We start from the raw sequence: 23,692 nt of genomic DNA on the forward strand, positions 1-23,692 counted from the left end.
TCAGGTGATGTCGTCGAAGAAGGGCGTGCGCGGCATCATGCGAAAGCTCACGCGAAAGAGGCTGCCCGGATATTTGGGATCGCTGCTGCGCGGATTGTGGGTGATCTCCACGATCGCCTCATGTTGCTGCGCGATCTCGCGCACGATGGCCAGCCCCAGGCCGCTGCCGGTGCTGGGCGTGCCGAGGATGCGATAGAAACGTTCGAACACGTTGGCACGTTCGGTTACCGGAATGCCGGGGCCGTTGTCTTCCACTTCGAGGATGGCCAGCCCTCCGCCTTCATCGGTGCGCGCGCGTACGGTGACGCGGCCATTGCCATCGTGTGGTGTGTAATGCAGGGCATTGTCCAGCAGGTTGGATAACAGTTCGCGCAGCATCACCGGGTTGCCGGTGATGAGGATCGGGTGATCCGGCTGTTCGAAGCCGAGGTCGATGCGCTGGGTGAAGGACATCGGCACCCAGTCCTGTACCACGCTGCGCGCCAGTTCGTTCAGCTCCAGCGGGACCATGCCGCCGGATTGCGATTGCTGGTTTTCGGCGCGGGCCAGTGACAGCAATTGATTGACCAGGCGCGTGGCGGTTTCCGAACTCTTGGCCAGTTGCTCCAGTGAGCGGCGCACGTCGTCCTGGTCATCTTGCCGCAGCGCCAGTTCGGATTGCATGCGCATGCCGGCCAAGGGCGTCTTCATCTGGTGTGCGGCATCGGCGATGAAGCGCTTCTGGATGGCGATGGTTTGCGACAGGCGCGCCAGCATGTCGTTGAGCGAACGCACCAGCGGGGAAATTTCTTCGGGCACCTGGCCGGAATCGATGGGCGAGAGATCGTCGGGGCGGCGCGCGCGGATGCGCTGCTGCAATTCGGACAGCGGAGAGAGGCCGCGCGAGAGTGCGAACCACACCAGCGCCAGCGCTACCGGCAGGATCACGAACTGCGGCAGGATCACGCCCTTGATGATTTCATTGGCCAGTTGCGCGCGCTTTTCCAGGGTCTCGCCGACCTGCACGGTGGCGATGCGCGGCTCTCGCTGGGCGGCACGCTGCGCGGCGCTGCGGCGCAGGTCTACCTGCAGGGTGGCAATGCGTACGTCGCTGCCGTGCAGGATGTCATTGCGGAATTGCACCGTGCCGAGCGTGATGCGGTCTTCGTCGGCAGGCGGTTGCGGCATGTCGACGTCGCCTTCGACATATTCGCCGCTGGGGCCGGTGACCTTGTAGTAGATGTTGTCGATGTCGTCGGCGCGCAGCAGGTCGCGTGCCGAGACCGGCAGGCGCGCGACCACCTTGCCGTTGACTTCCGAGACCTGCTGCGCAAGCACGGTCACGCTGTCTTCCAGCGCACGGTCGAAGGGCTGGTTGGCGATCGATTGCGCAATCAGGTAAGTGATGGCGATGCTCATCGGCCACAGCAGCAGCAGCGGGGCCAGCATCCAGTCGAGGATTTCACCGAAGAGCGAACGCTGGATGCGTTCCACCGGTTGCGTGGCGAGTGCGGCGCGGCGTTTCTTGCGCGGTGTGGCGGGCGCAGCAGCGTTAGGCGGCGCGGCCTCGGGCGGCTTGGCCGATGAGGCAGCAGGGGAGGGATCGCGCGCGGTCATGGGGGATCAGCGCGCGGCTTGCAAGCGTGAAGCGAAGGCGGACGCGGCCTCAGGCCGCGCTGTTGGAGGCCGCCAGCGGGGCCGCGCCGTTCTCGGGCAGCTTCTCCAGGCAATAGCCGAGCCCGCGCACGGTGGCGATGCGCACGCCGCCGACCTCGATTTTCTTGCGCAGACGATGGACATAGACCTCGATGGCATTGTTGCTGACTTCCTCTCCCCATTCGCACAGGTGGTCCACCAGCTGTTCCTTGGAGACCAGGCGGCCCGTGCGTTGCAATAATACTTCGAGCAGCCCCAGTTCCCGCGCCGACAGTTCCAGCATCTGTTCGCCGATGTAGGCAATGCGGCCGACCTGGTCGAAGGACAGCGGACCATGTTTGATGACCGTCGGCCCGCCGCCGGCACCGCGCCGGGTCAGCGCCCGCACCCGCGCTTCCAGTTCGGAGAGCGCGAACGGCTTGGCCATGTAGTCGTCGGCACCGAGATCAAGCCCCTGCACGCGCTGTTCCACCGAATCGGCAGCCGTCAGGATCAGCACCGGCAGGCGCGAATTGCGCGCCCGCAAGCGCCGCAACACTTCCAGGCCGGACATCTTGGGCAGGCCCAGGTCCAGGATCAGCAAGTCAAAATCCTGGGTGGACAAGGCGGAATCGGCTTCCACCCCGTTCTTGACGCAATCGGCGGCATAGCCGGAATGGCGCAGGGATCGGGTCAGGCCGTCGGCCAGTACGCTGTCGTCTTCAGCAAGGAGGATGCGCATAGGAATCGGTCAGCGAGGCGGGGCCGGCTGAATTGTCTCGGATGGTTGAATTATTGTGCTTCCTTTTCGTTCATATTCCACTAATTCAACCCCCAATGCAAATCAGGGTTTGCCTGATGAGACCTGTCTTTGCGCCAGGTCACGCCTCGGGTTTGAAGTGTAACAATTCAGTTAAGGGCATTGAAGTCTGAAGCTTAGGCCTTATAGTAGGAGGCGTCAGTAATATTTACTTGCTGGCAGCGCAATTTTTGTTGATATAATTTCTCGCATCCATTTCTGGAAAACCGCTGGAAAATCTGATGAAACGTTTGTGGGTCCTCCTGCTGATCTGTCTGCTCCCGGTGCAAGTATTTGCAGCGGTGCTGACGTACGCCAGCTCGATGGCCGCGACCGACTTCGCAGTGCCGGCCCCGGTACAAGCCGCCGTGGCGACGCAGCATCTGGTGTCCAAGACCGTTTCCCTGTCTGACCAGGCCGCTTCGCTCAGTGATGAGCAGCCGCACGCCCTGGTGGCTGACGCCGCCGGCAACGACGACGACAGCAGCGGTTACGCCGACAGCGGTGAAGATTTCTCCACGCACGCCGGCATCGGTGACGAGCCCGTGCTGATGCAATCCCTGGCCTTGGTGCCGCAAACTTCCCGCCTGGCGCCCGCTGTCCGCAGCGATGCCGCCCTGCAACCCCCGTTCCTGCCCCGCGCAGGACGTCCTCCCCGGGCCTGATCCCGTCGCCACGCGCGACAGGTTTTGCTGCGCCCGCTGAACTGCCCCTGATGGATTGAGGCTTCGCGCCGTGCGACAGCAGGACCCTGCGCGTGCGCGGCCAGCGTCGGCCTGCCCGCGCCGGTGCTGATCCTCCAGGGCACACCCGTTCCAGTGTTTCCCGAATTACGGCCGATGTGACCGCATCACATCATCAGAATCCTCTAGGAGAAAGCATGAAAAAAGCATTTGTCGCGCTGATAGTGGCGGTGATGACGCTGTCTGTTGGCATGTCGGCCGTCGAAGCCAAGCGTCTTGGCGGTGGCGGTTCGATCGGCAAACAGTCTTCCAGCGCCAGCCGTCAGGCGCAGAGCCCTGCCCCGATGCAGCAGAACCAGGCCGCCGCTGCCAAGCCGGCCGCCCCTGCCGCTGCCCCGGCTGCCGCAGCGGCCAAGCCGAGCATGTGGAAGGGCCTGCTGGGTGGCGCCTTGCTGGGCCTGGGCCTGGGCGCGCTGCTGTCGCACTTCGGCCTGGGTGGCGCACTGGCCAGCATGATCAGCACCATCCTGACCGTGGCCTTGATCGCCCTGGCGATCATGTTCGTGATCCGTCTGTTCCGCCGCAAGTCGGAATCGGCACAGTCCGCGCAACCGGCACCGGCCTGGGCCAGCGCTGCACCGCAAGCGGCTGAACCCCAATCGTCCACGCCGCAGATCGGCTCCATGTTGAAGACCGACCAGTCCGCAGCCTCGACCACCCAGAACGGTTTCGGTGGTGGTTTCGGCAATGCCGAGGCAGCGCCTGCCTATGGCATCCCGGCCGGTTTTGACACCGTGGGCTTCGTGCGCAATGCCAAGACCTACTTCATCCGCCTGCAAGCGGCATGGGACAAGGCTGACATCAACGATATCCGCGAATTCACCACGCCCGAGATGTTTGCCGAGCTGCGCCTGCAGATCCAGGAACGCGGTGCTGCCGCCAACCAGACCGATGTGGTCTCGCTGGATGCGGAAGTGCTGGGCGTGGAAACCGTGGGCAATGATTACCTGGCCAGCGTGAAGTTCTTCGGCTTCATCAAGGAAGATCCGACCGCCTCGCCGGCCCAGTTCGCCGAGATCTGGAACCTGTCCAAGCCGGCTGCCGGCCAGGGCGGCTGGGTGCTGGCAGGTATCCAGCAGCTCGACCCGGTTCACGGCTGAAATATCGGCCCGGACAAATTGGCAAGAACGTTCATGTAACAAGGTTCAGTTTGGCGCGGAAGGCGGCGGTTAGTGGATGAGCGTCGCCAGTCCGTTTTACCGCCGGCTTTTGCCGGCGGTTTTTTTTGTTCGCTTTGTTTTATCTTCCACGCCTGCAGTTTTCTTCATTTCGGTCCGGAGCCGCCCGAGCGGCGGGCGTCATCTTTCCTCTTCCGGCTTATTCCTTCGTATCGCAGCGCCCCATAAAAAAGCACCGCATCAGCGGCGCTTGTGAGATTGCTCGTCCGGCGCTCTGCCGGGACGCTCCCGATCCCGATCGCGCCGTGGACGACGTCCGTCCGACAAGGGAAACAGCAGCGCCACCACCACCAGGATGACCAGCAGACCCAGCGTGACCTGATCCAGCCCGTCCATGGTCAGGCAGCCTTCTCGGGCGACCAGATCGCCACGTCGCCGGTATCGACCTTCTTGGGCAGGAGTCCGGCCGCCAGGAAGGTATCGGCGATGCGTTGCTGCTCGCCCAGGGCTTCGCGCCTGACCGCACGCACCTCATAGCTGCGGCGGCTGTTGGCCAGTTCGATGGTGTCGGCGTCCAGGCCCCAGAGGGGCGCCAGGAAGGTGGCGGCTTCGCGCGGCTGCTGCTTGACCCAGAAGCCGGTCTTTTTCAGTTCATCGAAGACCACGCGCAAGACCTCAGGATTGGCTTGGGCAAAGCTGGCCGAGGCCAGGTAGTAGCGCTGGTAATCGGCCACGCCGCGGCCGTCGGAGAGGATGCGCACCTGCGATTGACGCTGCACGCCCGCCAGGAAGGGGTCCCAGGTCACCCAGGCATCGACGCTGCCGCGTTCGAAGGCGGCGCGGCCATCGGCCGGGGACAGGTAGGCGGCATCGACATCGCTGAACTTCAGCCCGGCCTTCTCCAGCGTGGCAATCAGCAGGTAGTGCACGCCGGCCGCCTTGGTGACGGCAATCTTCTTGCCCTTGAGATCGCTGGTCTTGCGCAGCGGGGAGTCGGCCCGCACCACGATGGCCTGTGCCGCCGGCGAGGGCGACTCCTGTGCCACATAGGCCAGCTTGGCGCCGGCCGCCTGGGCAAACACCGGCACCGTATCGGCCACGTCGGCGCTGAGGTCGACGCCGCCGACGTTGAGGGCTTCGAGCAGCGGCAACCCACTGGCGAATTCATGCCAGCTGATCTTGGCGCCACCGGGTCCCAGCAGTTTCTCCAGCGTGCCGTTGGCCTTGAGGATGGTCAGCAGGGTGGAGGATTTCTGGTAGCCGATGCGGATGGATTTGCCGCTTTGCGCCCGCACGGACGCAGGTGCGACGGCGCCCAGGCCGAGGGCGGCGCCGGCCTGCAGCAGGAGGCGGCGGGTAAAGTCGGTGCGATGCTTGGACATGGATGTGCTCAGGTAAAAGGAAAACTCAGGATTTCTGCTGGCTGGATTGACGCCGCGCATCGCGCCAGCCCAGGCTTTTCTGTTCGACGGCGCGCAACAGGCTGTCGCTGATCTTGCCCAGCAGGGCGAGGATGAGGATGGCCGCCAGCACCAGGTCCGGCCGGCTGCTTTCGCGCCCGTCGGAGAGCAGGTAGCCCACGCCCTTGGTGGCGGCGATCAGTTCGGCGGCCACCAGGAACATCCACGCCAGGCTCAGGCCGCTGCGCAGGCCGGCAAAGAGGTAGGGCAGGGAGGCTGGCAGCAGGATGTGGCGGATCAGTTCGCCGGTGGTGAGGCCAGAACTGGTACCGACTTCGATGAGCTTGTGGTCGATGTCGCCAATGCCGGCCACCAGGTTCAGGTAAGCCGGGAAGAAGGCGCCGATGGCAATCAAGACCACCTTGGGCGTTTCATCGATGCCCAGCCACAGCAGCAAGAGCGGAATCCAGGCCAGGCTGGGAATGGCGCGCAGTGCCTGGAAGCTGGGCTCCAGCAGGGCTTCGGCGCGGCGGCTGATGCCGACCAGCAAGCCCAGGGCCACCGCCAGCACGCTGCCGATCACGAAACCGGAGGCCACCCGGGCGAGGCTGGCAGCGATATGCGGCAGCAATTCACCGCGCTGGGCCAGCGTCCACAGGGTGTGTGCCAGTTCGCTGGGCGGCGGCAGCAGGCGCGCGGGAATCCAATCCAGCCGGGCACCGGCTTCCACTGCCAGCAGGAACAGCAACGGCACGATCCAGCCGGTGAAACGCCCCGGGCGATAGCCATCGTCATGCGGCCAGCCACGGCGGCGCGGGGTGGCCGCGCGCACCGCAGGCGGCCGCACGGCCTCGGGGTGGGCTTGCGCGGACCCCAGCTGGGGCGTGGCCTGCAGCGTGGCCGGAAGCGGGATGGGATCGGCCATGGCCTCAGGCCTTCACCACGCCCTGCGCATAGCTGGGATCGATCAAGGCATTGATGGTGCGCGGCAGGTCGGTGCCGCTCTTGACCAGGTCTTCTTCCAGCAGGATGGGCGAGGCTGCGCGCAGCGCTTCGATGTGTTCGCGGCCGATCTGCGGCTGCGAGAAATCGTTGCGCTTGAGTTGCAGGCGCGCCACCGGGGCCGACAGCTTGGACTCTTCCGACAGCAGGGCCACGGTCTCATCGGGATGGGCGATGATCCACGTGCGCGCACGCTCATAGGCGGCGATCACGCGCTTGATCTGGTCCGGATGACGCACGGCGAAGCTGTCGCTGACGTTGAGGAAACCGTAGGTGTTGAAGTTGACGTTGCGGTAGATCAGGCGCGATCCGGCTTCCAGTTCGCTGGCGGCCAGATGGGGATCGAGCCCGGCCCAGGCAGCCACGCGGCCCTGTTCCAGGGCGGCGCGGCCGTCGGCGTGCTGCAGGTGGACGATTTCAACGTCGCTCTTCTTGAGGCCATTCTCGTGCAGCGCGCGCAGCAGGAAGAGATACGGATCGGTGCCCTTGGTGGCGGCGATCTTCTTGCCCTTGAGTTCGCTGATGGACTTGACCGTCGAATCCTTGCCCACCGCCAGTGCCGTCCATTCCGGTCGCGAATAGATGTACACCGCCTTGACCGGGTTGCCGTTGGCCCGCGCCAGCAGGGCGGCCAGGCCGGCGGTGCTGCCGAAGTCCACGCTGTCGCTGTTGAGATATTCGAGCGCACGGTTGCTGCCGGCGCTGAGGACCCATTTGACTTCCGTGCCTTGCGCCTTGAGGTCTTCCTCCAGCCAGCCGAACTTGCGCAGCACCAGGCTGGGCGGCGAGTAGTAGGCGTAGTCCAGGCGGATGGTCTTGGGCGGCTGTGCGGCACGCGCCAGCAGGGGCGCGCTGCCCAGTACGGTAGCACCGAGCGCGGCCGGGGCCAGGCGCAGGAAGTCTCTGCGTTGCATGAATGGGTTCTCCCTAGGTTGGATCGTCCCGCGCGAGGTGGCGCAGCACGGCCGTGGCCGGCCGCAAAGGCGGGACAAACTGACACTCTAAGGAGGAAGCTCTGGCGGAAGAACGACTATTTTCGCGCTTGCATATGCGGGCGGCGCATGTGGCCCGAGGCATGCAAGGAGGCCGAGATGGGTGGGAGAAGAGTACCGGTGCGCTTCTGCACTCCTGTACTCCTGTACTCATTTACTCCTGCACGCCTGTATTCATGCACTCATGCACTTATGCACTTATGCACTTATGCACTTATGCACTCATGCAGTCCTGTACAGGAGACCCTCGTGGTCCTTGTGGTGCAGGGATGCAGAGGAGGAGGCACTGCCGCGCGCTCCTCATCGGGTCAGGGCAGGCACAGCTCGAACAAGGCACCGCCATCCGGATGATTGGACAGGCGCGCTTCGCCATGCCGGGTCTCCTTGTTGTGGGCAGTGGCAATGGCATTGCACAGGTCCATGCCCAAGCCGGTGGAAGGCTTCTTTTCCTGGGTGCCGATACCGGGGCCATCGTCGCGCACCGTGAAGATCAGGCCGCCTTCGGGATGCTTGCGGCAGCCCAGTGCGATCTGCGAGCGTGCAAAGCGGCTGGCATTCTGCAGCGCCGCTTCCAGCGCCAGCGCCACCAGGTGTTCATCGAAGAAACCGATGACGGGCATGTCCGTTTCGTCCACCCGCAGGGCGATGTCGCTGCTGCGGGAGACGCCGTGCTCACGCACCAGGGCGTCGAGGAAGTCCAGCGGCGAGACCGCCTCGACCTGCGCACGCAGGCCCTGGGAATCGGCCTTGTAGAGGGTCAGGAAGGCGATCAGCTTTTCCTGCAGGGCCAGGCAGGTGACATGGGCCTGCTGCACGCGCGGCACGTCGTCGGACAGGCGGCGCAATTCCCCCTCCAGCACGCCCAGGGAGTTTTTGATGTCGTGAATGATGATCGCGGCAAGCTTGGGATCCATGGTCAGCTCTTCGGGGCTACTTTGGTCAGGGTGTCGCGCAGGAACTTGTGCATCTTCGCGACTCTATCGTTGCCGGGAATCAGGCGGTCCAGGGTGGCCAGGTAGCGGCGCACGCGCTTGACGTATTCTTCGTTCCAGCCGCGCTGGCTCATCCACAGCAGGTGCAGCTGGGCGGCGGCCAGCAGCACGCCGGTGTTCTCCGGCATGCTGGCCAGCGCCTCTTCCAGCCGCGCCAGCGACTCGTCGGGCTTGGCGCTGCGCATGAGGGCATTGGCTTCGGCGATGATGCTCATGCAGTGCTTGACGGCACCGTCGATGAGCTCCTCGGCCAGGTTGGCGCGGCCGGTATCGGCCAGCACCTTGCGCGCCAGCATCTGCAGGGTCTTGTTCTCGTGGTCGGACTTGACCGCTTCGGCGATGAGCTTGGCGCCTTCCTCATCCTTGCCCATCGAGAAGGCCGCCTTGGCCAGGGCCAGGGTGGCGGTGTCCGAGGCTTCCTTGCCGGCCGCCTGGCGGGCCGTCTCGAAGGCTTGCTGGGCCGAGATGGTATCGCCCAGCTGGACGTAGGCCTGGGCCTGCACGGCGGCCTGCGCGGAGACGAAGATGTTGGATTCCTCGTAGCGGCGCGGCGCGCTTTCCAGCAAACGCAGCGCGGCATCCGGATCGCCGCTGTCGATGTGCACCTGGGCCAGCGAGAGCAGGTCGGTCGGTTGCGCGGTGAGCGAACCCTTGGTGTGCTTCAAGACCTTGTCATAGGCCTCGCGCGCCTGGTCCAGATGGCCGCTGCGGTAGGCCACATCGCCCACCAGGCGGCTGCGGCGTGCCGAGGGAATGATCTCGGAGGACTTGGTCAGCGCCTCCAGCGCGCCTTCCTGGTTGCCCTGGGCTTCGTCGATCTGCGCCATCAGGTCATAGGCGGCGATGAACTGCTTGTTCTGCGCCAGCACGTCCTGCACGATCACGCGCGCATCATCCATCTGGCCGGCCACGATGTTGCAGCGGGCCAGGCCGATCTTGGCCCACACCAGGTCGTCGCGCATGGCCAGGGCCTGCTTGTAGACCTCGCGCGCTTCGTCGATGCGGCGCTGTTCGATCAGCAGGGTGCCCTTGGTCTTCATGATCTCGACGATCCACTTGGGGGCCGACTTGAGCACGTTGTCGCATTCGATGATGGCGCCGGCGATGTCCTTGCGCTTCATCTTCTCGGTCACCGGCAGCATGGCGTGCTGCTTTTCCAGCAGGCGGTCCACGCGCTCGGCGATGCGGCTGGCCGTCAGCGGCTTCAACATGTAGGCGTCCGGCTGGAACTCGGCGGCGCTGGCCACCAGGTTGTAGCCGCTCTCGGCCGTCACCATGATGAACATGCAGGTCGGCGAGAGCATGTTCTGGGTGCGGAAGAACTCCAGCAGCTGCTGCCCGTTGCTTTCCTTGTTGAGGTTGTAGTCGCAGATGATCAGGTCATAGGTGCCGGACTGCACGAAGCGGATGGCTTCATCGGGCGTGGCAGCCTGGTCGACCTTGGTCACGCCGAGCTGCCCGAGGTGCATGCGGATGTTCTGGCGCATCGTCGGCATGTCGTCGATGACCAGGCAGCGCAGGGCGCTGATGTGGCTGAAGGGCACTAAACTCATGAGAACGGTCTGTAAAGCGATCTGTAAGGCGATCTGTTCGGGATTGCGGAATGCTGTGGGCTGAATAATTGCCGCAGTGCAATATCGTGCGAGATGACGACTATTGATACCAATTAAGCCATTGCTGACGAATTATTCCCACCAACTCACGAGTGTGCCGTTTTTTTTCCTTCCATGCATCATTCCTCTGCGATTTATGAAGTTTTTGGCAGGGCGGGCTCTCGTATAATTGTGGTTTTCGCCCACGGATCGAATTTGGGCCGACAAAAAGGCTTGCACTAAGCACTGTTTTTTTATACAGTATCGCTCTATCGGGGCGGTCATCCACTGCCCCCGGGCAACACCCGCGGCCTGCCAGCGATGGCCAGCCACCGCGAGCAAGATCCAAGCAACATTCAAGCAACATTCAAGCAACATCAGCAAGACTCCCCCTGACACCCGTCTTCACGACATTTTGCCGAGAGAGATTTATGGACGACAAAAAAGCTGCGAACAACTCTGAAAAGAGCAAGGCGCTGGCCGCCGCGTTGGCACAGATTGAAAAGCAGTTTGGCAAGGGCTCGGTGATGCGCATGGAAGATGGCGTGGTCGCTGAGGAAATTCAGGCGGTGTCCACCGGCTCCCTGGGCCTGGACATCGCCTTGGGCATCGGCGGCCTGCCGCGTGGCCGCGTCATCGAAATCTACGGTCCGGAATCCTCGGGCAAAACCACCCTGACCCTGCAGGCGATCGCCGAAATGCAGAAGCTGGGCGGCACCTGCGCCTTCATCGACGCCGAGCACGCGCTGGACGTCACCTATGCGCAAAAGCTGGGCGTGAACCTGAACGACCTGCTGATCTCGCAGCCCGACACCGGCGAACAAGCCCTCGAAATCTGCGACGCTCTGGTGCGCTCCGGTGCGGTGGACCTGATCGTGGTCGACTCCGTGGCCGCGCTGACCCCCAAGGCTGAAATCGAAGGCGACATGGGCGATTCCCTGCCCGGCCTGCAAGCCCGCCTGATGTCGCAGGCGCTGCGCAAGCTGACCGGCAGCATCAACCGCACCAACACCACCGTGATCTTCATCAACCAGATCCGTATGAAGATCGGTGTCATGTTCGGCAACCCGGAAACCACCACCGGCGGTAACGCACTGAAGTTCTATGCTTCCGTGCGCCTGGACATCCGCCGTACTGGTTCGATCAAGTCGGGTGACGAAGTCATCGGCAGCGAAACCAAGGTCAAGGTCGTCAAGAACAAGGTTGCGCCCCCGTTCCGCGAAGCCCACTTCGACATCCTGTATGGCGAAGGTACTTCCCGCGAAGGCGAGATCCTGGACCTGGGTTCGGAACACAAGGTGGTCGAGAAGTCCGGCGCCTGGTACAGCTACAACGGCGAGCGCATCGGCCAGGGCAAGGACAATGCCCGTAACTATCTGAAGGAACATCCGGAACTGGCCCGCGAGATCGAGAACAAGGTCCGCGTCGCCCTGGGCGTGCCGGAACTGGCCGGTGGCGAAGCCGAAGCCAAGGCTTCCTGAGTCCGCGCATAAAGGATTCAAGCGCCATCGCGGCCACAGGGTTTGCCTGAGCCCTGGAGGTCGTGATGGTGGCTTGTTTATCCCGCTGGTGCCGTGCTGTGTTGGCGGTCTCAGAGGGAGGCAATACCGCAGTACAGCAAGTTCGCAACATGCCAAGACCCCCGATCAGCCTGAAAGCACGGGCGCTCAAATATCTCTCTTCACGTGAGCATAGTCGCCAGGAACTTGCGCGTAAGCTTGCCCCTTACGCGCAAGAGGGCGATGACATCGACGCGCTCCTGCAATGGCTGGAGCAGTCCCGTTTTCTTTCCCAGGAACGTTTTTCCGAATCGCTCGTGCATCGTCGCGCGGCGCGTTACGGCAATCAGCGCATCATCTCCGAACTTCACGGTCACGGCATTGAAGGTGAAGCCATCGCCGAACTGAAGGCCGATCTGGCCGCCGGGGAGGGCGAACGTGCCGCCCAGGTGCTGCGCCGCAAGTACAGCGCCCCACCGCCCGACGCCGAGACCCGCGCCAAGCAGATGCGCTTCCTCCAGCAGCGCGGTTTTTCCCATCGCAGCATCCGCGAAGCCTTCCAGACGGCCTGGGCCGACGACGAAGAGTCCGCCTGAAACCCCGTCGCACCCTGTACGGCCGCCCCGGCCAAGCACATTTTTCTCGCTTTTCCCCCGAAAACCGCGCGCCAGCGTGTGGACTTGTCCTGCCCGATGGTAATTCCGGCGCATTGCGTCCCGTGTTAGCGCTACCGGCCGACAGGGCGGTTGTCGTGTGCTAAAATTCGGAAGTTTTTGCTGCGGCGCGCAAGCCTGAGGAGATATCGCGTGTTGCCGGTTTGTTAAAACGGCGCATCGGTGCAAGGCCCACGTCAGGAGCAGGAATGGATAATGCGAACGCTTCGGCGCAAGCTGGCGCGTTTCGACTATCAGACCAACTAAAGCAGACGGCATGCATATGCCCAATTCGACGAATTCACTCGCAACCCGCGCAGCTCACGCCTGCGCCCGACTCCATCCGGCAACGGATGCGACCCCCGCCTGCGGGTTGCAGTCTGCTTTCTGGTCGGCCGGCTCGATGCCGGCTACCGAATTTCAATCCGGCAAGTTTCATTCATTCAGTGTCTAAAGGGAAGCTCCCATGAAAATCCATGAGTATCAGGGTAAAGAAATCCTGCGCCAGTTCGGCGTAACCGTGCCGCGCGGCATTCCTTGCATGTCGGTCGACGAAGTCGAAGCGGCTGCGCAGAAGCTCGGCGGCCCGGTGTGGGTCGTCAAGGCCCAGATCCATGCAGGCGGCCGCGGCAAGGGCGGTGGCGTGAAGGTGGCCAAGTCCATCGAGCAGGTCAAGGAATACGCCAACCAGATCATGGGCATGCAACTGATCACCCACCAGACCGGCGCTGAAGGCCAGAAGGTGCGTCGCCTGCTGATCGAAGAAGGCGCGGACATCAAGAAGGAACTGTACGTTTCCCTGGTCACCGACCGCGTCTCGCAAAAGGTCGTGCTGATGGCCTCCAGCGAAGGCGGCATGGACATCGAAGAAGTGGCCCACAGCAACCCGGAAAAGATCCACAACGTCATCATCGACCCGATCGATGGCCTGACCGACGCCCAAGCCGACGACGTGGCTGCCAAGATCGGCGTGCCCGCCGAATCGATCCCGGCCGCTCGCCAGAACCTGCAAGGCCTGTACAAGGCTTACTGGGAAACCGACGCTTCCCTGGCTGAAATCAACCCCCTGATCCTGACCGGCGACGGCAAGGTCATCGCCCTGGACGCCAAGTTCAACTTCGACTCCAACGCCCTGTTCCGTCATCCGGAAATCGTCGCCTACCGCGACCTGGATGAAGAAGATCCGGCTGAAGTCGAAGCTTCCAAGTTCGACCTGGCCTACATCTCCCTGGACGGCAACATCGGCTGTCTGGTCAACGGTGCCGGCCTGGCCATGGCCACCATGGACACCATCAAGCTGTTCGGCGGCGAGCCGGCCAACTTCCTGGACGTGGGCGGCGGTGCTACCACCGAGAAGGTCACCGAAGCCTTCAAGATCATGCTGAAGAACCCCGAACTGAAGGCCATCCTGGTCAACATCTTCGGCGGCATCATGCGCTGTGACGTGATCGCCGAAGGCGTGATCGCGGCTTCCAAGGCCGTCTCGCTGAAGGTGCCCCTGGTGGTCCGCATGAAGGGCACCAACGAAGACCTGGGCAAGAAGCTGTTGGCCGATTCCGGTCTGCCGATCATCTCGGCCGATTCCATGGAAGAAGCCGCCCAAAAGGTCGTGGCAGCTGCCAAGTAAGTAACCCAACACGCAAGCCTGCGCGGCGCGAGCCGCCGGCTGCAAGCCATTGCAGCCAGGCGCCTCCCGCGGCGCAGGCATCACAGTCAAGGAAGAGAAATGTCGATCCTCATCAACAAAGACACCAAGGTCATCACCCAAGGTATCACCGGCAAGACCGGCCAGTTCCACACCCGCATGTGCCGCGACTACGCGAATGGCAAGAATGCCTTCGTCGCAGGCGTGAACCCGAAGAAGGCCGGTGAAGACTTCGAAGGCATCCCCATCTATGCCAACGTCACCGAAGCCAAGAACGCCACCGGCGCCACCGTCTCCGTGATCTACGTGCCGCCCGCCGGCGCTGCTGCTGCCATCTGGGAAGCCGTCGAAGCCGAGCTGGACCTGGCCATCTGCATCACCGAAGGCATCCCCGTGCGCGACATGCTGGCCCTGAAGGACCGCATGGCCAAGGCCGGTTCCAAGACCCTGCTGCTGGGCCCGAACTGCCCCGGCCTGATCACCCCGGACGAAATCAAGATCGGCATCATGCCCGGCCACATCCACAAGAAGGGCCGCATCGGCGTGGTTTCCCGCTCGGGCACCCTGACCTATGAAGCCGTGGGCCAGCTGACCGCCCTGGGCCTGGGCCAGTCCTCCGCCGTCGGTATCGGTGGCGACCCGATCAACGGTCTGAAGCACATCGACGTCATGAAGGCCTTCAACGACGATCCGGACACCGACGCCGTCATCATGATCGGTGAAATCGGTGGTCCTGACGAAGCCAACGCTGCACGTTGGATCAAGGACAACATGAAGAAGCCGGTGGTTGGCTTCATCGCCGGCGTGACCGCGCCCCCGGGCAAGCGCATGGGCCACGCAGGTGCCCTGATCTCCGGTGGTGCTGACACCGCCGAAGCCAAGCTGGCCATCATGGAAGAGTGCGGCATCAAGGTCACCCGCAACCCGTCCGAAATGGGCCGTCTGCTGAAGTCGGTGCTGTAATTGATCTTGGGCTGAACCAGCCACAGCAGTAAAGCAGTACCCGCAAGACCAGCATGGGGAGCTCCGGCTCCCCATGTCATTTTTGGCAAGCCATCCCGAGGGGAGGCACTAACCGCGCACAACGCGGTCTTTCAGCCATGCGCCCGATCCGAGGCGCTGTTTTTCCAAGAGGACATGCATGGAATTCCTGGCCAACCTGAACTGGGTCGCCGTGGCGCAGATCATCCTGATCGATATCCTGCTCGGTGGCGACAACGCCATCGTCATTGCCCTGGCCTGCCGCAACCTGCCCGACAAGCTGCGCATGAAGGGCATCGTCTGGGGCACCGTCGGTGCGATCGGCATCCGCATCGCCCTGATCGCCTTTGCCGTGACGATGCTGCAGTTGCCTTTCCTGAAGCTGATCGGCGGCATCCTCTTGCTCTGGATTGGGATCAAGCTGCTCAACGAAGACGATGAGCACACCGACATCAACGGCAGCGACCGCCTGTGGGGTGCCGTCAAGACCGTGATCGTGGCGGACCTGGTGATGAGCCTGGACAACGTGATCGCCATTGCCAGCGCCGCCGAGCAAGCGGCCGGAGAGCACCAGCTGCTGCTGGTGGTGTTCGGCATCGTGGTCAGCATCCCCATCATCGTCTGGGGCAGTACCCTGGTGTTGAAGCTGATGGAAAAATTCCCGGTCATCGTCACGCTGGGCGCGGCCTTGCTGGGCTACATCGCCGGTGGCATGATCTTCAGCGATGTCGCGGTACAGGGCTGGATCGAGGGCTTCATTGGCGACACCGAATTCGTGTTGCCTGGTGCTGCGGTGCACCTGAGCCTGCCCGGCCTGGTCGGTGCGCTTGGTGTGGTGCTGACCGGTCTTACGCTCAAGCGCCGGAAGCAGGAGCGCCAGAAAACGGCCGGCTGAGCGGCAAAGGCGCGTGCAGGCCATGGGGATGGCCGACACGCTGCAGACCAGAACCGGTGCCGCCGCGCCCGATACCCGGCCGTGCTTGAGCCAGGTCAGCGCCGCAGCACGACAAACCTGATAGCTTTGCAATTTTTTCGCTGGTACGCATGACCGGCGCTGCCGATACTGGCAACGCCCTTTTCATTTTTACGAGGATCCCATGAAACCCGTCGTCACCCGTCGCCCACAACAAGGCTTCACCCTGCTCGAACTGATGGTCACGCTGGCCATCATCGGCATTCTTGCGATGCTGGGCGCCTCGCAATACCAGGACTACATCGCCCGCGCGCGCGTCTCGGAAGGCTTCAACCTGGCCGAGCCCTACAAGCTGGCCGTGACCGAGCAGATCAGCTCCAACAACGGCGTCTTCACTGTGGCGCAACTGGGCCTGCCGGCCTTCACTCCGACCGACAACGTCAGCAAGATCGAAGTCTCGCCGATGGAAAAGCGCGGCGTGGGCGGTGTCATCACCATCACTTACAGCCCGCGTGTGGGCGACGGCGGCACGCTCACGCTGACCCCCACCATCACCTCCGGCACCATCCAGTGGCAATGCGCGGCCAAGGATGTGAAGCAGGCCGCCACGCCCGAAGGCGCTACCGCCAATACCGGCTTCGTCGCCGGTACGCTGCCGGCCAAGTTTGCACCGGCCAACTGCCGCGGCTGATCTGCGCTTGTAGCAGGATGCAGTATGAAAAAAACGCGCCCTCGGGCGCGTTTTTCATTGGTTCATTGGTTCATTTAACTTATCCACAGCAAATTTGCCGCAGCTTCCTGCCTCAAGGGCGCGCCATGCTGATATCGCTCTTGCCCCCGCGCTTTTCGGTCACGCAGATATCGGTCATGACCATGGTCTTGTCGACCGCCTTGCTCATGTCGTAGACCGTCAGCAGCCCGACCTGCACGGCCGTCAGCGCTTCCATCTCCACCCCGGTCTTGCCGAAAGTTTCCACCCGCGCGGTACAGCGCACGGAAGAACTGGCCGCATCGGTCTCGAACTCCACCGACACATGCGTCAGGGCCAGCGGATGGCACAACGGAATCAGGTCGCCCGTGCGCTTGGCCGCCATGATGGCGGCGATGCGGGCGATGCCCAGCACATCGCCCTTCTTGGCCGTGCCCGATTCGATGATGGCCAGTGTGGCCGGCTGCATGCGGATCACGCCGGTGGCCAGCGCCACGCGATGGGTCTCGTTCTTGGCGCCGACATCGACCATGTGCGCTTGTCCGCCCTGGTCGAAATGGGTGAGGCCGCCGTTGGGCGCGGAGTCGCCGGATGTGCTCATGCTGGTTCGCTGATGATGAAATGAAGGGAAAGGAGCGGGTATCATAGCAGGCAGCCTGCGGCTTGCCGCCAGCGCCGCACTGTGCACTGCCTGCACCGCCGCCGCTGTCTTGCTTTCACCATGTGTCTGCCATCGATGACTGGGTCCATGCAACGAACCGTTCCTGAACTTTCCCGCCGCCCCCTGCGCCGCCTGCTCCTGCGTGCGCTCAGCGCCACCTTCCTGCTGCTGCCGGCAGCCCCCTTGACGCTGTTGCCGCATCCCGGCGTGGCGCAAGGCCTGCCGACCCTGGGCGATACCGAGCGCGAAGGCCTCTCGCCGGTCATGGAGCGCAAGCTGGGCGAGGAAATCATGCGCGACATCCGCACCGACCGCGATTATGTCGACGATGGCCCGATCTCGGAATACCTCAACAATTTCGGCCAGAACCTGGTCTCCATCCACCCTGAGGTGCGCGGTGAGGCCGGCTTCGATTTCCAGTTCTTCATGGTGCGCGATCCCATGCTCAACGCCTTCGCGCTGCCGGGCGGGTTCATCGGGGTCAACAGCGGCTTGGTGCTGGCGGCACAGTCCGAATCCGAACTGGCCGGCGTGATGTCGCACGAAATCGGCCACGTGGCGCAGCGCCACATCGCCCGCATGCTGGGCCAGCAGAAGCAGAATTCCATGATCCAGCTGGCGGCCATCGTGCTGGGGGCGCTGGCCGGCGTTTCCAAGGCCGGGGGCGATGCTGCCATGGCCACCATGATGGGCGGCACCGGGCTGGCGGTGCAGCGCCAGCTCAATTTCAGCCGCGATGCCGAACGCGAAGCCGACCGCATCGGCCTGCAGATCATGCGTGATGGCGGCTTCGATCCGTCGGGCATGGTGACCTTCTTCGGCCGCTTGCAGACGGCCTCGCGCAACTACAGCGATGCCGTGCCGCCCTACCTGATGACGCACCCGCTGACCACCGAGCGTATCGCCGACATCCAGGCGCGCATCCGCGACCAGCGCTACAAGCAGCGCGTGGACAACCCGGAATTCCAGCTCGCGCGTGCGCGCACCCAGGTCTTGCAGAATGACAGCGTGCAGGGCCTGCGCGAGAACGTGGCCAAGTTTTCCGACCAGGCCAAAAACAATACCAAGCTGATGACGGCCGCTGCCAAGTATGGCCTGGCGTTTGCCTACTACCGCCAGAACCGCTTCGAGCAGGCCGAGGCCGCGCTCAAGGAGGCCCAGGAAGCGGCCATCCCGATGAAGACCGGCATCTTCTTCGGCAGCCTCGACATCGACATCAAGATCGCCCGCAAGCAGGCCCAGCAGGCGCTACAGGTGGCCGAGGGCATGCGCCAGCAGTTCCCCATCTCGCGCAGTGTCGCGCGCCAGTACGCCGATGCCCTGATCGCTGCCAACCGCTACGACCAGGCCACGGCTTACCTGCGCGACCAGGCACAGCTCTATCGCTCGGATGCCCAGGTGCAGCAGCTGCTGGCCAAGGTCTACGCGGCCCAGGGCAAGCAGGCCCTGCAGCATCTGGCGCTGGCCGAATCCTATGCACTCAACGGCAGCCTGCTGGCCGCCATCGATCAGTTGGGCATTGCCCGCAAGGCGCCGGATGCGACCTTCTACGACCAGTCGCAGATCGACGCGCGCGAGCGCGAATGGAAGGCGCGCTGGAAGGATGAGCAGAAGGAGCTCAAGGACCGCTGACCTCTGCCCGCCGGAAAGTCAGGCGGGACGGGGGCTGCAGACGAATCTGAAAGATTGTTCCAGTTGATCGCTGGCGATGCGCTGCAGCGGCAGGTCCTGCCCGTTCCAGGTGAAGCTCAGCGCCAAATCGGCCGCACCCTCCAGCCAGCGCAGCAGGGCCTCTTCATCGGCCTGCCCGGCGTGATGCAGGCAGGGCAGCAGGGTGGCCAGATCGCGGTCATCGACACCGGCAACGATCTCGCCGCTTTGCAGGTAGAGTCGCCCGCTCTCGTCCATCCAGGCGGCATCGAGATGCTCCACCGTGGCCTGGGTATGCAGGACGAGGGAGGGAACAAGCGCATCCGCGCCCGGCTGGGTCCGCAGGATATGCGGCACCCACTCCAGATCCACATACACCCGCTGCGGCCCGTTCTGGAAATACCAGCGGCCCGTCTCGTCGCAGGCATAGTTGCGGTCGATGAAGGCCAGCAGGGCAGGGTGGCGGATGGGGTCCCCCGGCAGTTCCAGTTGCTGTGCCCGTTCGTCGCGCATGCGCCATTGGCCGCGCGCATCCAGCCGTAGCCAGCCGAAGCAGTACGGCACGTTGGGCCAGCGGGCCATGGCCTGGCGGACGATCTCATCCATGGGCCAACTCCGCGCGGGCCACGAAGGCGCTTTCCGCTTTACCTTCCAGGAAATGCAGCAGCCGCTGCGGCAGCCACGCCAGGCTGCCCGGCGGCCCGCCTGCGGCAAAGCCCACATGGCCGCCCTGTTCGGGATATTCCAGCACCACTTCCGGTGCCGCCGAGCGCGGCAGGTGGCGCGCCGGCAGGAAGGGATCGTTCTGCGCATTCAATACCAGCGTGGGCACGCTGATGTCGTGCAGGATGTGCTTGGCGCTGGCGCGGTCCCAGTAGTCGTCGGTATTGCGATAGCCGTGCAGGGGGGCGGTGACCACGTTGTCGAAGGCGTAGAGATCGCGCGCTGACAGCAGGGCCTCGCGGTCGAACAGGCCCGGGAACTGGTCCAGCTTGGCCAGGCACTTGGGCCGCATGGTGCGCAGGAAGACCCAGGTGTAGAGCCGGTTGAAGCCGCTGGCCAGCGCCGCACCGCCCCCCGCCAGGTCCAGCGGGGCCGACACCGCGCAGGCGGCGTCGACGATCTCGGCCTCGTGCTGGGATTCGCCCAGCCAGCGCAGCAGGGCATTGGCACCCAGCGAGACGCCGCAGGCATACAGGTGCGTGGCCGCCAGGTCTTGCTGGCGCAGCTTGAGGCGGCGGATGATCCAGTCCAGCTCGGCGGTATCGCCCGAGTGATAGAAGCGTGGCGCCAGGTTGATCTCTCCCGAGCAGCCGCGAAAATGCGGAATCGCCCCGTGCCAGCCACGCCGCTGCACCTCGGCCATGAGCGCGCGGCTGTAATGGCTGTCGGACGAGCCTTCCAGCCCGTGGAACAGCACCAGCAGCGGCCGTCCCGGCTGGCCGTCGACGAAATCGATGTCGATGAAGTCGCCATCGGGCGCTTCCCAGCGCTCGCGCCGGAACGCCACCTTCGGCTTGGGCAGGAAGGTGGACGGATAAATGGTCTGGAGATGGCCGCCGGGAAGCCAGCGGGGCGGGACGTAAAGCATGATGCAGCCTTGCTCGGAATCGGATGGCGCTAAGCGCCTGTGGATAAATCAGGCCGCCGTCAATGCAGCATGGCCCCGCTGATCACCGGTTCCACCGGTGCCGCGCCGGGCGCCACCGAGGCGTGGTGCATCACCATGCGCCAGCCCAGGGCGGTCTTGAGGTAGACGTTGGTGGCGATGACGTGTACATCCTGCTGCGGGTCGCCGCCGTGGTCGATGTCTTCCACCACGCTGTGCACGGCGGTCATCATGTTCTGGGTGGCGTGCAACTGGCGCGGGCGGATGTGCAGGCCGCCGTTGGAGAGGATGTCTTCCCATACGGCGCGGATGTCTGCGTGGCCGACCAGGCGTTGTGCGCCGGGGTGGATGCAGACGATTTCCTCATCATCGGCCCACAGGTCCATCAGCGCGTCCAGGTCGGCACGGGCCAGGGCGTCGTAGTAGGCAGCTTCGATTTCATCGGGCGAACCATGGATCAGTTTGTTGCGGGGCATGACAATCTCCGGATCAGATGAAAAGAGGGCCTTGTGGGCCCTCTCGTGTCTGGTGCGAAATCTTGATGTTAATGGCCTTTGACCACGGTACCGGGTTTCAACTGGTACTGGGTACCGCAGTACGGACATTTGGCCGCGCCGTGCGCGTCCAGTTCCAGGAACACGCGCGGGTGCGAGTTCCAGGCCGACATGCTGGGGTTGGGGCAGTGGGCTGGCAGATCCCGGCCTTCGAGCAGGATCACGCCCTGCGATGCTTGAGCTTGGCTCATCTTGTTCTCCGTTGCTTGCAATTGACTGAAGTTGATACGTAAAAATCTGCGCTGATCCGCCCGCGCCTCACACCAGCGTGAGCCAGTGCTTGTACTGCGGTGCCCGCCCCGAGACCACGTCGAAGAACAGCGTCTGCAGCTTCTCGGTGATGGGGCCGCGGCCGCCGTTGCCGATGACGCGGCGATCCAGTTCGCGGATCGGCGTGACCTCGGCGGCGGTGCCGGTGAAGAAAGCTTCATCGGCGCAATACATCTCGTCGCGGGTGATGCGTTTTTCGATGACCTCGATGCCCAGGTCGCGCGCCATGGTCAGCACGGCGTCGCGGGTAATGCCATCCAGGCAGGAGGCCAGGTCGGGAGTATAGATCTTGCCGTTCTTGACGATGAAGACATTTTCACCCGAGCCTTCGGAGACATAGCCCTCGGTGTCCAGCAGCAGGGCTTCATCGTAGCCATCGGCCAGCGCTTCCTGGTTGGCCAGGATGGAATTGATGTAGTAGCCGCTGGCCTTGGCGCGCACCAGCGAGACGTTGACGTGGTGGCGGGTGAAGGAAGAGGTCTTCACACGGATGCCCTTGTTGATGCCGTCCTCGCCCAGGTAGGCCCCCCACGGCCAGGCTGCAATGGCCACGTGGATCTGGTTGCCCTTGGCGGACACGCCCAGCTTCTCCGAGCCGATCCAGATCAGCGGGCGGATGTAGCAAGATTCCAGCTTGTTCTCGCGCACCACCTGGCACTGCGCCTCGGCCAGGGTGGCCTGGTCGAACGGCACTTCCATCTGGAAGATCTTGGCCGAATTGAACAGGCGCTGGGTATGTTCCTTCAGGCGGAAAATGGCCGTGCCTTCCGCGGTCTTGTAGGCGCGCACGCCTTCGAAGACACCCATGCCGTAGTGCAGGGTGTGGGTCAGTACGTGAATGGTGGCGTCTCGCCAATCGATCAGCGCGCCGTCCTTCCAGATCTTGCCGTCGCGGTCAGCCATGGACATGGTGGTCTCCCTGTGTGCGGTGAATGCAAACTTCCCGAAATGGATTGTTCCGTTCTGACAAATCGAACTGAACAAAGAGCACCATTTTAGCGGATTCACGCGAGTAAAAACTTTCATCTGTAGAATGAAAAGACTGAGTGAAAATGCATACAACATCACGCGCGCCGACCCTTTGCGGCCGGCCGCTTCTTCAATCGCCACGGAAGAACAATGCAGAAGGAGACAGGCGAGGACCGATCAGGGGCCGGGAGCAATCTCCCCGCGCACGACCCTGACGCCGCCCGCCGCATCGAGAAGGAAGCCTTCCAGGAAGGCTGGCGCGCCAGTGCCTCGACCATTCCCGCCGTGCTGGCCTGGGGCATGGTCTCGGGCATGGCCATGGTCAAGTCGGGGCTGACGATCTACCAGTCGCTGGGCATGAGCTTGCTGGTCTATGCCGGGTCGGCCCAGTTCGCGGCGCTGCCTCTGCTGGCGGCCGGAGTGCCGCTGCTGGTGGTGTTCTTCACGGCCATGATCGTCAACCTGCGCTTCGTGATCTTCTCGGCGGCCGTGGCACCGCATTTCGAGCATCTGCCCTGGTATCGCCGGGTCTGGTATGGCTTCTTCAACGGCGATATTTCGATGGCCTTCTTTCCGCAGCGCTATCCTCCCTCTACTTTTCATCAACCTGCCGGCAAGATCGGTTATTTTGCAGCGATCTGTTATCCGGGTTGGGTTGCTTGGCAGCTCGGCGCGACCATCGGCATCCTCCTCGGCAGCCAGATTCCGGAAAGCTGGAATATCGGCTTTGCCGGCACCCTGGCCCTGATCGCCGTGATGATTCCCATGACCAGCAGCCTGCCGGCCCTGGCCGGCGTAGTGGTGTCGGGCACGGTGGCGGTGCTGGCACTGGAGCTGCCCTACCGGCTGGGCCTGCTGCTGGCCATGGTATTGGGCATGGCGGCGGCGATGCTGGCCGACAAGCTGTTGCCCGGCAGCGGCGATGACGGCGATGCGGAGGCGGCAGCATGAGCGACTGGTATGTCTGGGGCGCCATCGTGCTGCTGACCATCTCCACGGTGGTGACCCGCAGCGGCTTCTTCCTGTTCGGCCATGCGGTCAAGCTGCCGCCACGCGTCAAGCACGCCTTGAGCTATGCGCCGGCCGCTGCCATGGCGGCCATCATCTTCCCGGATCTGGTGACCTCGGGCGGGGCCATCGAGATGAGCCTGGCCAATCCGAAGTTGCTGGCTGGCATCGGTGCCGGCGTTTTCTTTGCGGCAACGCGTCATCTTCTGGGAACTATTGTGGCAGGAATGTCACTCTTTACACTGCTGCGCTGGTTGCTATGAAGTTTCGCGCAGAGCGCCAGGATGCGCTCCGGATGTTGTTGAGGCTGCCAAAAAGC

25 protein-coding genes are annotated in these 23,692 nt (G+C 63.5%); 11 read left to right on the top strand and 14 right to left on the bottom strand.

Annotated features, from left to right (window positions below):
- Together ACLRDN_RS03345 and ACLRDN_RS03350 are read right to left on the bottom strand one after the other, a co-directional pair.
- A complete protein-coding gene (locus ACLRDN_RS03345) occupies nucleotides 1-1,596 on the bottom strand; it encodes a sensor histidine kinase N-terminal domain-containing protein (RefSeq protein ID WP_413458967.1) in 1,596 nt (531 codons plus the stop codon).
- A gap of 49 nt (nucleotides 1,597-1,645) precedes the next feature.
- The gene (locus ACLRDN_RS03350; RefSeq protein WP_039789191.1) at nucleotides 1,646-2,356 is read right to left on the bottom strand and encodes a response regulator transcription factor; all 711 of its coding nucleotides are present in this window, start codon (nucleotides 2,354-2,356) and stop codon (nucleotides 1,646-1,648) included.
- A 299-nt stretch (nucleotides 2,357-2,655) separates the two neighbouring features.
- On the opposite strand from ACLRDN_RS03350, the gene ACLRDN_RS03355 reads away from it, so the two are divergent.
- The gene (locus ACLRDN_RS03355) at nucleotides 2,656-3,078 is read left to right on the top strand and encodes a hypothetical protein (protein WP_413458968.1); all 423 of its coding nucleotides are present in this window, start codon (nucleotides 2,656-2,658) and stop codon (nucleotides 3,076-3,078) included.
- Between the two features lie 215 nt (nucleotides 3,079-3,293).
- A complete protein-coding gene (locus tag ACLRDN_RS03360; protein ID WP_413458969.1) occupies nucleotides 3,294-4,256 on the top strand; it encodes a Tim44 domain-containing protein in 963 nt (320 codons plus the stop codon).
- 258 nt (nucleotides 4,257-4,514) lie between these two features.
- Here the strand turns inward: ACLRDN_RS03360 and ACLRDN_RS03365 are convergent, their stop codons facing one another.
- The 6 genes from ACLRDN_RS03365 to ACLRDN_RS03390 all read right to left on the bottom strand — a co-directional run bounded on the left by ACLRDN_RS03365 (nucleotide 4,515) and on the right by ACLRDN_RS03390 (nucleotide 10,213).
- Nucleotides 4,515-4,670, bottom strand: coding sequence for a hypothetical protein (locus ACLRDN_RS03365; protein ID WP_413458970.1), 156 nt, complete (start codon nucleotides 4,668-4,670; stop codon nucleotides 4,515-4,517).
- Nucleotides 4,671-4,672: 2 nt separating this feature from the next.
- Entirely contained in the window at nucleotides 4,673-5,656 is a 984-nt protein-coding gene (locus ACLRDN_RS03370; protein ID WP_413458971.1) for an aliphatic sulfonate ABC transporter substrate-binding protein, read from the bottom strand.
- 25 nt (nucleotides 5,657-5,681) lie between these two features.
- On the bottom strand, nucleotides 5,682-6,599 hold the full coding sequence (locus ACLRDN_RS03375; RefSeq protein ID WP_413458972.1) for an ABC transporter permease: 918 nt from the start codon (nucleotides 6,597-6,599) through the stop codon (nucleotides 5,682-5,684).
- A 4-nt stretch (nucleotides 6,600-6,603) separates the two neighbouring features.
- Nucleotides 6,604-7,590 carry an aliphatic sulfonate ABC transporter substrate-binding protein gene (locus tag ACLRDN_RS03380; protein WP_413458973.1) on the bottom strand — a complete coding sequence of 329 codons (987 nt, stop codon included), beginning with the start codon at nucleotides 7,588-7,590 and terminating at the stop codon, nucleotides 6,604-6,606.
- Nucleotides 7,591-7,976: 386 nt separating this feature from the next.
- The gene (locus tag ACLRDN_RS03385) at nucleotides 7,977-8,582 is read right to left on the bottom strand and encodes a sensor histidine kinase (RefSeq protein WP_413458974.1); all 606 of its coding nucleotides are present in this window, start codon (nucleotides 8,580-8,582) and stop codon (nucleotides 7,977-7,979) included.
- Nucleotides 8,583-8,584: 2 nt separating this feature from the next.
- Nucleotides 8,585-10,213: a tetratricopeptide repeat protein gene (locus tag ACLRDN_RS03390; RefSeq protein WP_413458975.1), complete on the bottom strand. Its 1,629-nt coding sequence runs from the start codon at nucleotides 10,211-10,213 to the stop codon at nucleotides 8,585-8,587.
- A 470-nt stretch (nucleotides 10,214-10,683) separates the two neighbouring features.
- Between ACLRDN_RS03390 and recA the strand changes: the two genes are divergently transcribed.
- From recA to ACLRDN_RS03420, 6 genes are all read left to right on the top strand, one after another.
- Nucleotides 10,684-11,733: a recombinase RecA gene (gene recA, locus ACLRDN_RS03395; RefSeq protein WP_413458976.1), complete on the top strand. Its 1,050-nt coding sequence runs from the start codon at nucleotides 10,684-10,686 to the stop codon at nucleotides 11,731-11,733.
- A 149-nt stretch (nucleotides 11,734-11,882) separates the two neighbouring features.
- On the top strand, nucleotides 11,883-12,347 hold the full coding sequence (gene recX, locus ACLRDN_RS03400; protein ID WP_413460337.1) for a recombination regulator RecX: 465 nt from the start codon (nucleotides 11,883-11,885) through the stop codon (nucleotides 12,345-12,347).
- Nucleotides 12,348-12,870: 523 nt separating this feature from the next.
- Entirely contained in the window at nucleotides 12,871-14,031 is a 1,161-nt protein-coding gene (gene sucC, locus ACLRDN_RS03405; RefSeq protein WP_034341272.1) for an ADP-forming succinate--CoA ligase subunit beta, read from the top strand.
- 99 nt (nucleotides 14,032-14,130) lie between these two features.
- Nucleotides 14,131-15,012, top strand: coding sequence for a succinate--CoA ligase subunit alpha (gene sucD, locus ACLRDN_RS03410; protein ID WP_013232695.1), 882 nt, complete (start codon nucleotides 14,131-14,133; stop codon nucleotides 15,010-15,012).
- Between the two features lie 178 nt (nucleotides 15,013-15,190).
- Nucleotides 15,191-15,925, top strand: coding sequence for a TerC family protein (locus tag ACLRDN_RS03415; protein WP_413458977.1), 735 nt, complete (start codon nucleotides 15,191-15,193; stop codon nucleotides 15,923-15,925).
- A gap of 202 nt (nucleotides 15,926-16,127) precedes the next feature.
- Complete coding sequence (locus tag ACLRDN_RS03420; RefSeq protein ID WP_413458978.1) at nucleotides 16,128-16,634, top strand: pilin; 507 nt, start codon at nucleotides 16,128-16,130, stop codon at nucleotides 16,632-16,634.
- Nucleotides 16,635-16,746: 112 nt separating this feature from the next.
- Here the strand turns inward: ACLRDN_RS03420 and moaC are convergent, their stop codons facing one another.
- Nucleotides 16,747-17,253 carry a cyclic pyranopterin monophosphate synthase MoaC gene (gene moaC / locus ACLRDN_RS03425; protein WP_039789163.1) on the bottom strand — a complete coding sequence of 169 codons (507 nt, stop codon included), beginning with the start codon at nucleotides 17,251-17,253 and terminating at the stop codon, nucleotides 16,747-16,749.
- 147 nt (nucleotides 17,254-17,400) lie between these two features.
- Between moaC and ACLRDN_RS03430 the strand changes: the two genes are divergently transcribed.
- Entirely contained in the window at nucleotides 17,401-18,945 is a 1,545-nt protein-coding gene (locus tag ACLRDN_RS03430; RefSeq protein WP_413458979.1) for a M48 family metalloprotease, read from the top strand.
- An 18-nt stretch (nucleotides 18,946-18,963) separates the two neighbouring features.
- Here the strand turns inward: ACLRDN_RS03430 and ACLRDN_RS03435 are convergent, their stop codons facing one another.
- The 5 genes from ACLRDN_RS03435 to ACLRDN_RS03455 all read right to left on the bottom strand — a co-directional run bounded on the left by ACLRDN_RS03435 (nucleotide 18,964) and on the right by ACLRDN_RS03455 (nucleotide 22,305).
- A complete protein-coding gene (locus tag ACLRDN_RS03435; RefSeq protein ID WP_413458980.1) occupies nucleotides 18,964-19,569 on the bottom strand; it encodes a DUF2946 family protein in 606 nt (201 codons plus the stop codon).
- Complete coding sequence (locus ACLRDN_RS03440; protein ID WP_039789159.1) at nucleotides 19,562-20,554, bottom strand: YheT family hydrolase; 993 nt, start codon at nucleotides 20,552-20,554, stop codon at nucleotides 19,562-19,564. Before ACLRDN_RS03440 ends, ACLRDN_RS03435 begins: the two co-directional genes overlap by 8 nt.
- A 59-nt stretch (nucleotides 20,555-20,613) precedes the next feature.
- Nucleotides 20,614-21,048, bottom strand: a complete 435-nt coding sequence (locus ACLRDN_RS03445) for a YybH family protein (RefSeq protein WP_121043029.1) — start codon at nucleotides 21,046-21,048, stop codon at nucleotides 20,614-20,616.
- Between the two features lie 68 nt (nucleotides 21,049-21,116).
- The gene (locus ACLRDN_RS03450; RefSeq protein ID WP_413458981.1) at nucleotides 21,117-21,317 is read right to left on the bottom strand and encodes a zinc-finger domain-containing protein; all 201 of its coding nucleotides are present in this window, start codon (nucleotides 21,315-21,317) and stop codon (nucleotides 21,117-21,119) included.
- Between the two features lie 67 nt (nucleotides 21,318-21,384).
- Nucleotides 21,385-22,305 (bottom strand): branched-chain amino acid transaminase, encoded by a 921-nt coding sequence (locus ACLRDN_RS03455; RefSeq protein WP_402708912.1) that lies wholly within the window; start codon nucleotides 22,303-22,305, stop codon nucleotides 21,385-21,387.
- A gap of 210 nt (nucleotides 22,306-22,515) precedes the next feature.
- Here ACLRDN_RS03455 and ACLRDN_RS03460 point away from each other — a divergent pair, with 210 nt between their 5' ends.
- Together ACLRDN_RS03460 and ACLRDN_RS03465 are read left to right on the top strand one after the other, a co-directional pair.
- The gene (locus ACLRDN_RS03460; protein ID WP_413458982.1) at nucleotides 22,516-23,316 is read left to right on the top strand and encodes an AzlC family ABC transporter permease; all 801 of its coding nucleotides are present in this window, start codon (nucleotides 22,516-22,518) and stop codon (nucleotides 23,314-23,316) included.
- The gene (locus ACLRDN_RS03465) at nucleotides 23,313-23,636 is read left to right on the top strand and encodes an AzlD domain-containing protein (protein WP_039789151.1); all 324 of its coding nucleotides are present in this window, start codon (nucleotides 23,313-23,315) and stop codon (nucleotides 23,634-23,636) included. Before ACLRDN_RS03460 ends, ACLRDN_RS03465 begins: the two co-directional genes overlap by 4 nt.
- Nucleotides 23,637-23,692 lie beyond the last annotated feature (56 nt).

This window comes from Herbaspirillum huttiense (genome assembly GCF_047300815.1).
GTDB classification, from domain to species: domain Bacteria; phylum Pseudomonadota; class Gammaproteobacteria; order Burkholderiales; family Burkholderiaceae_D; genus Herbaspirillum; species Herbaspirillum huttiense_A.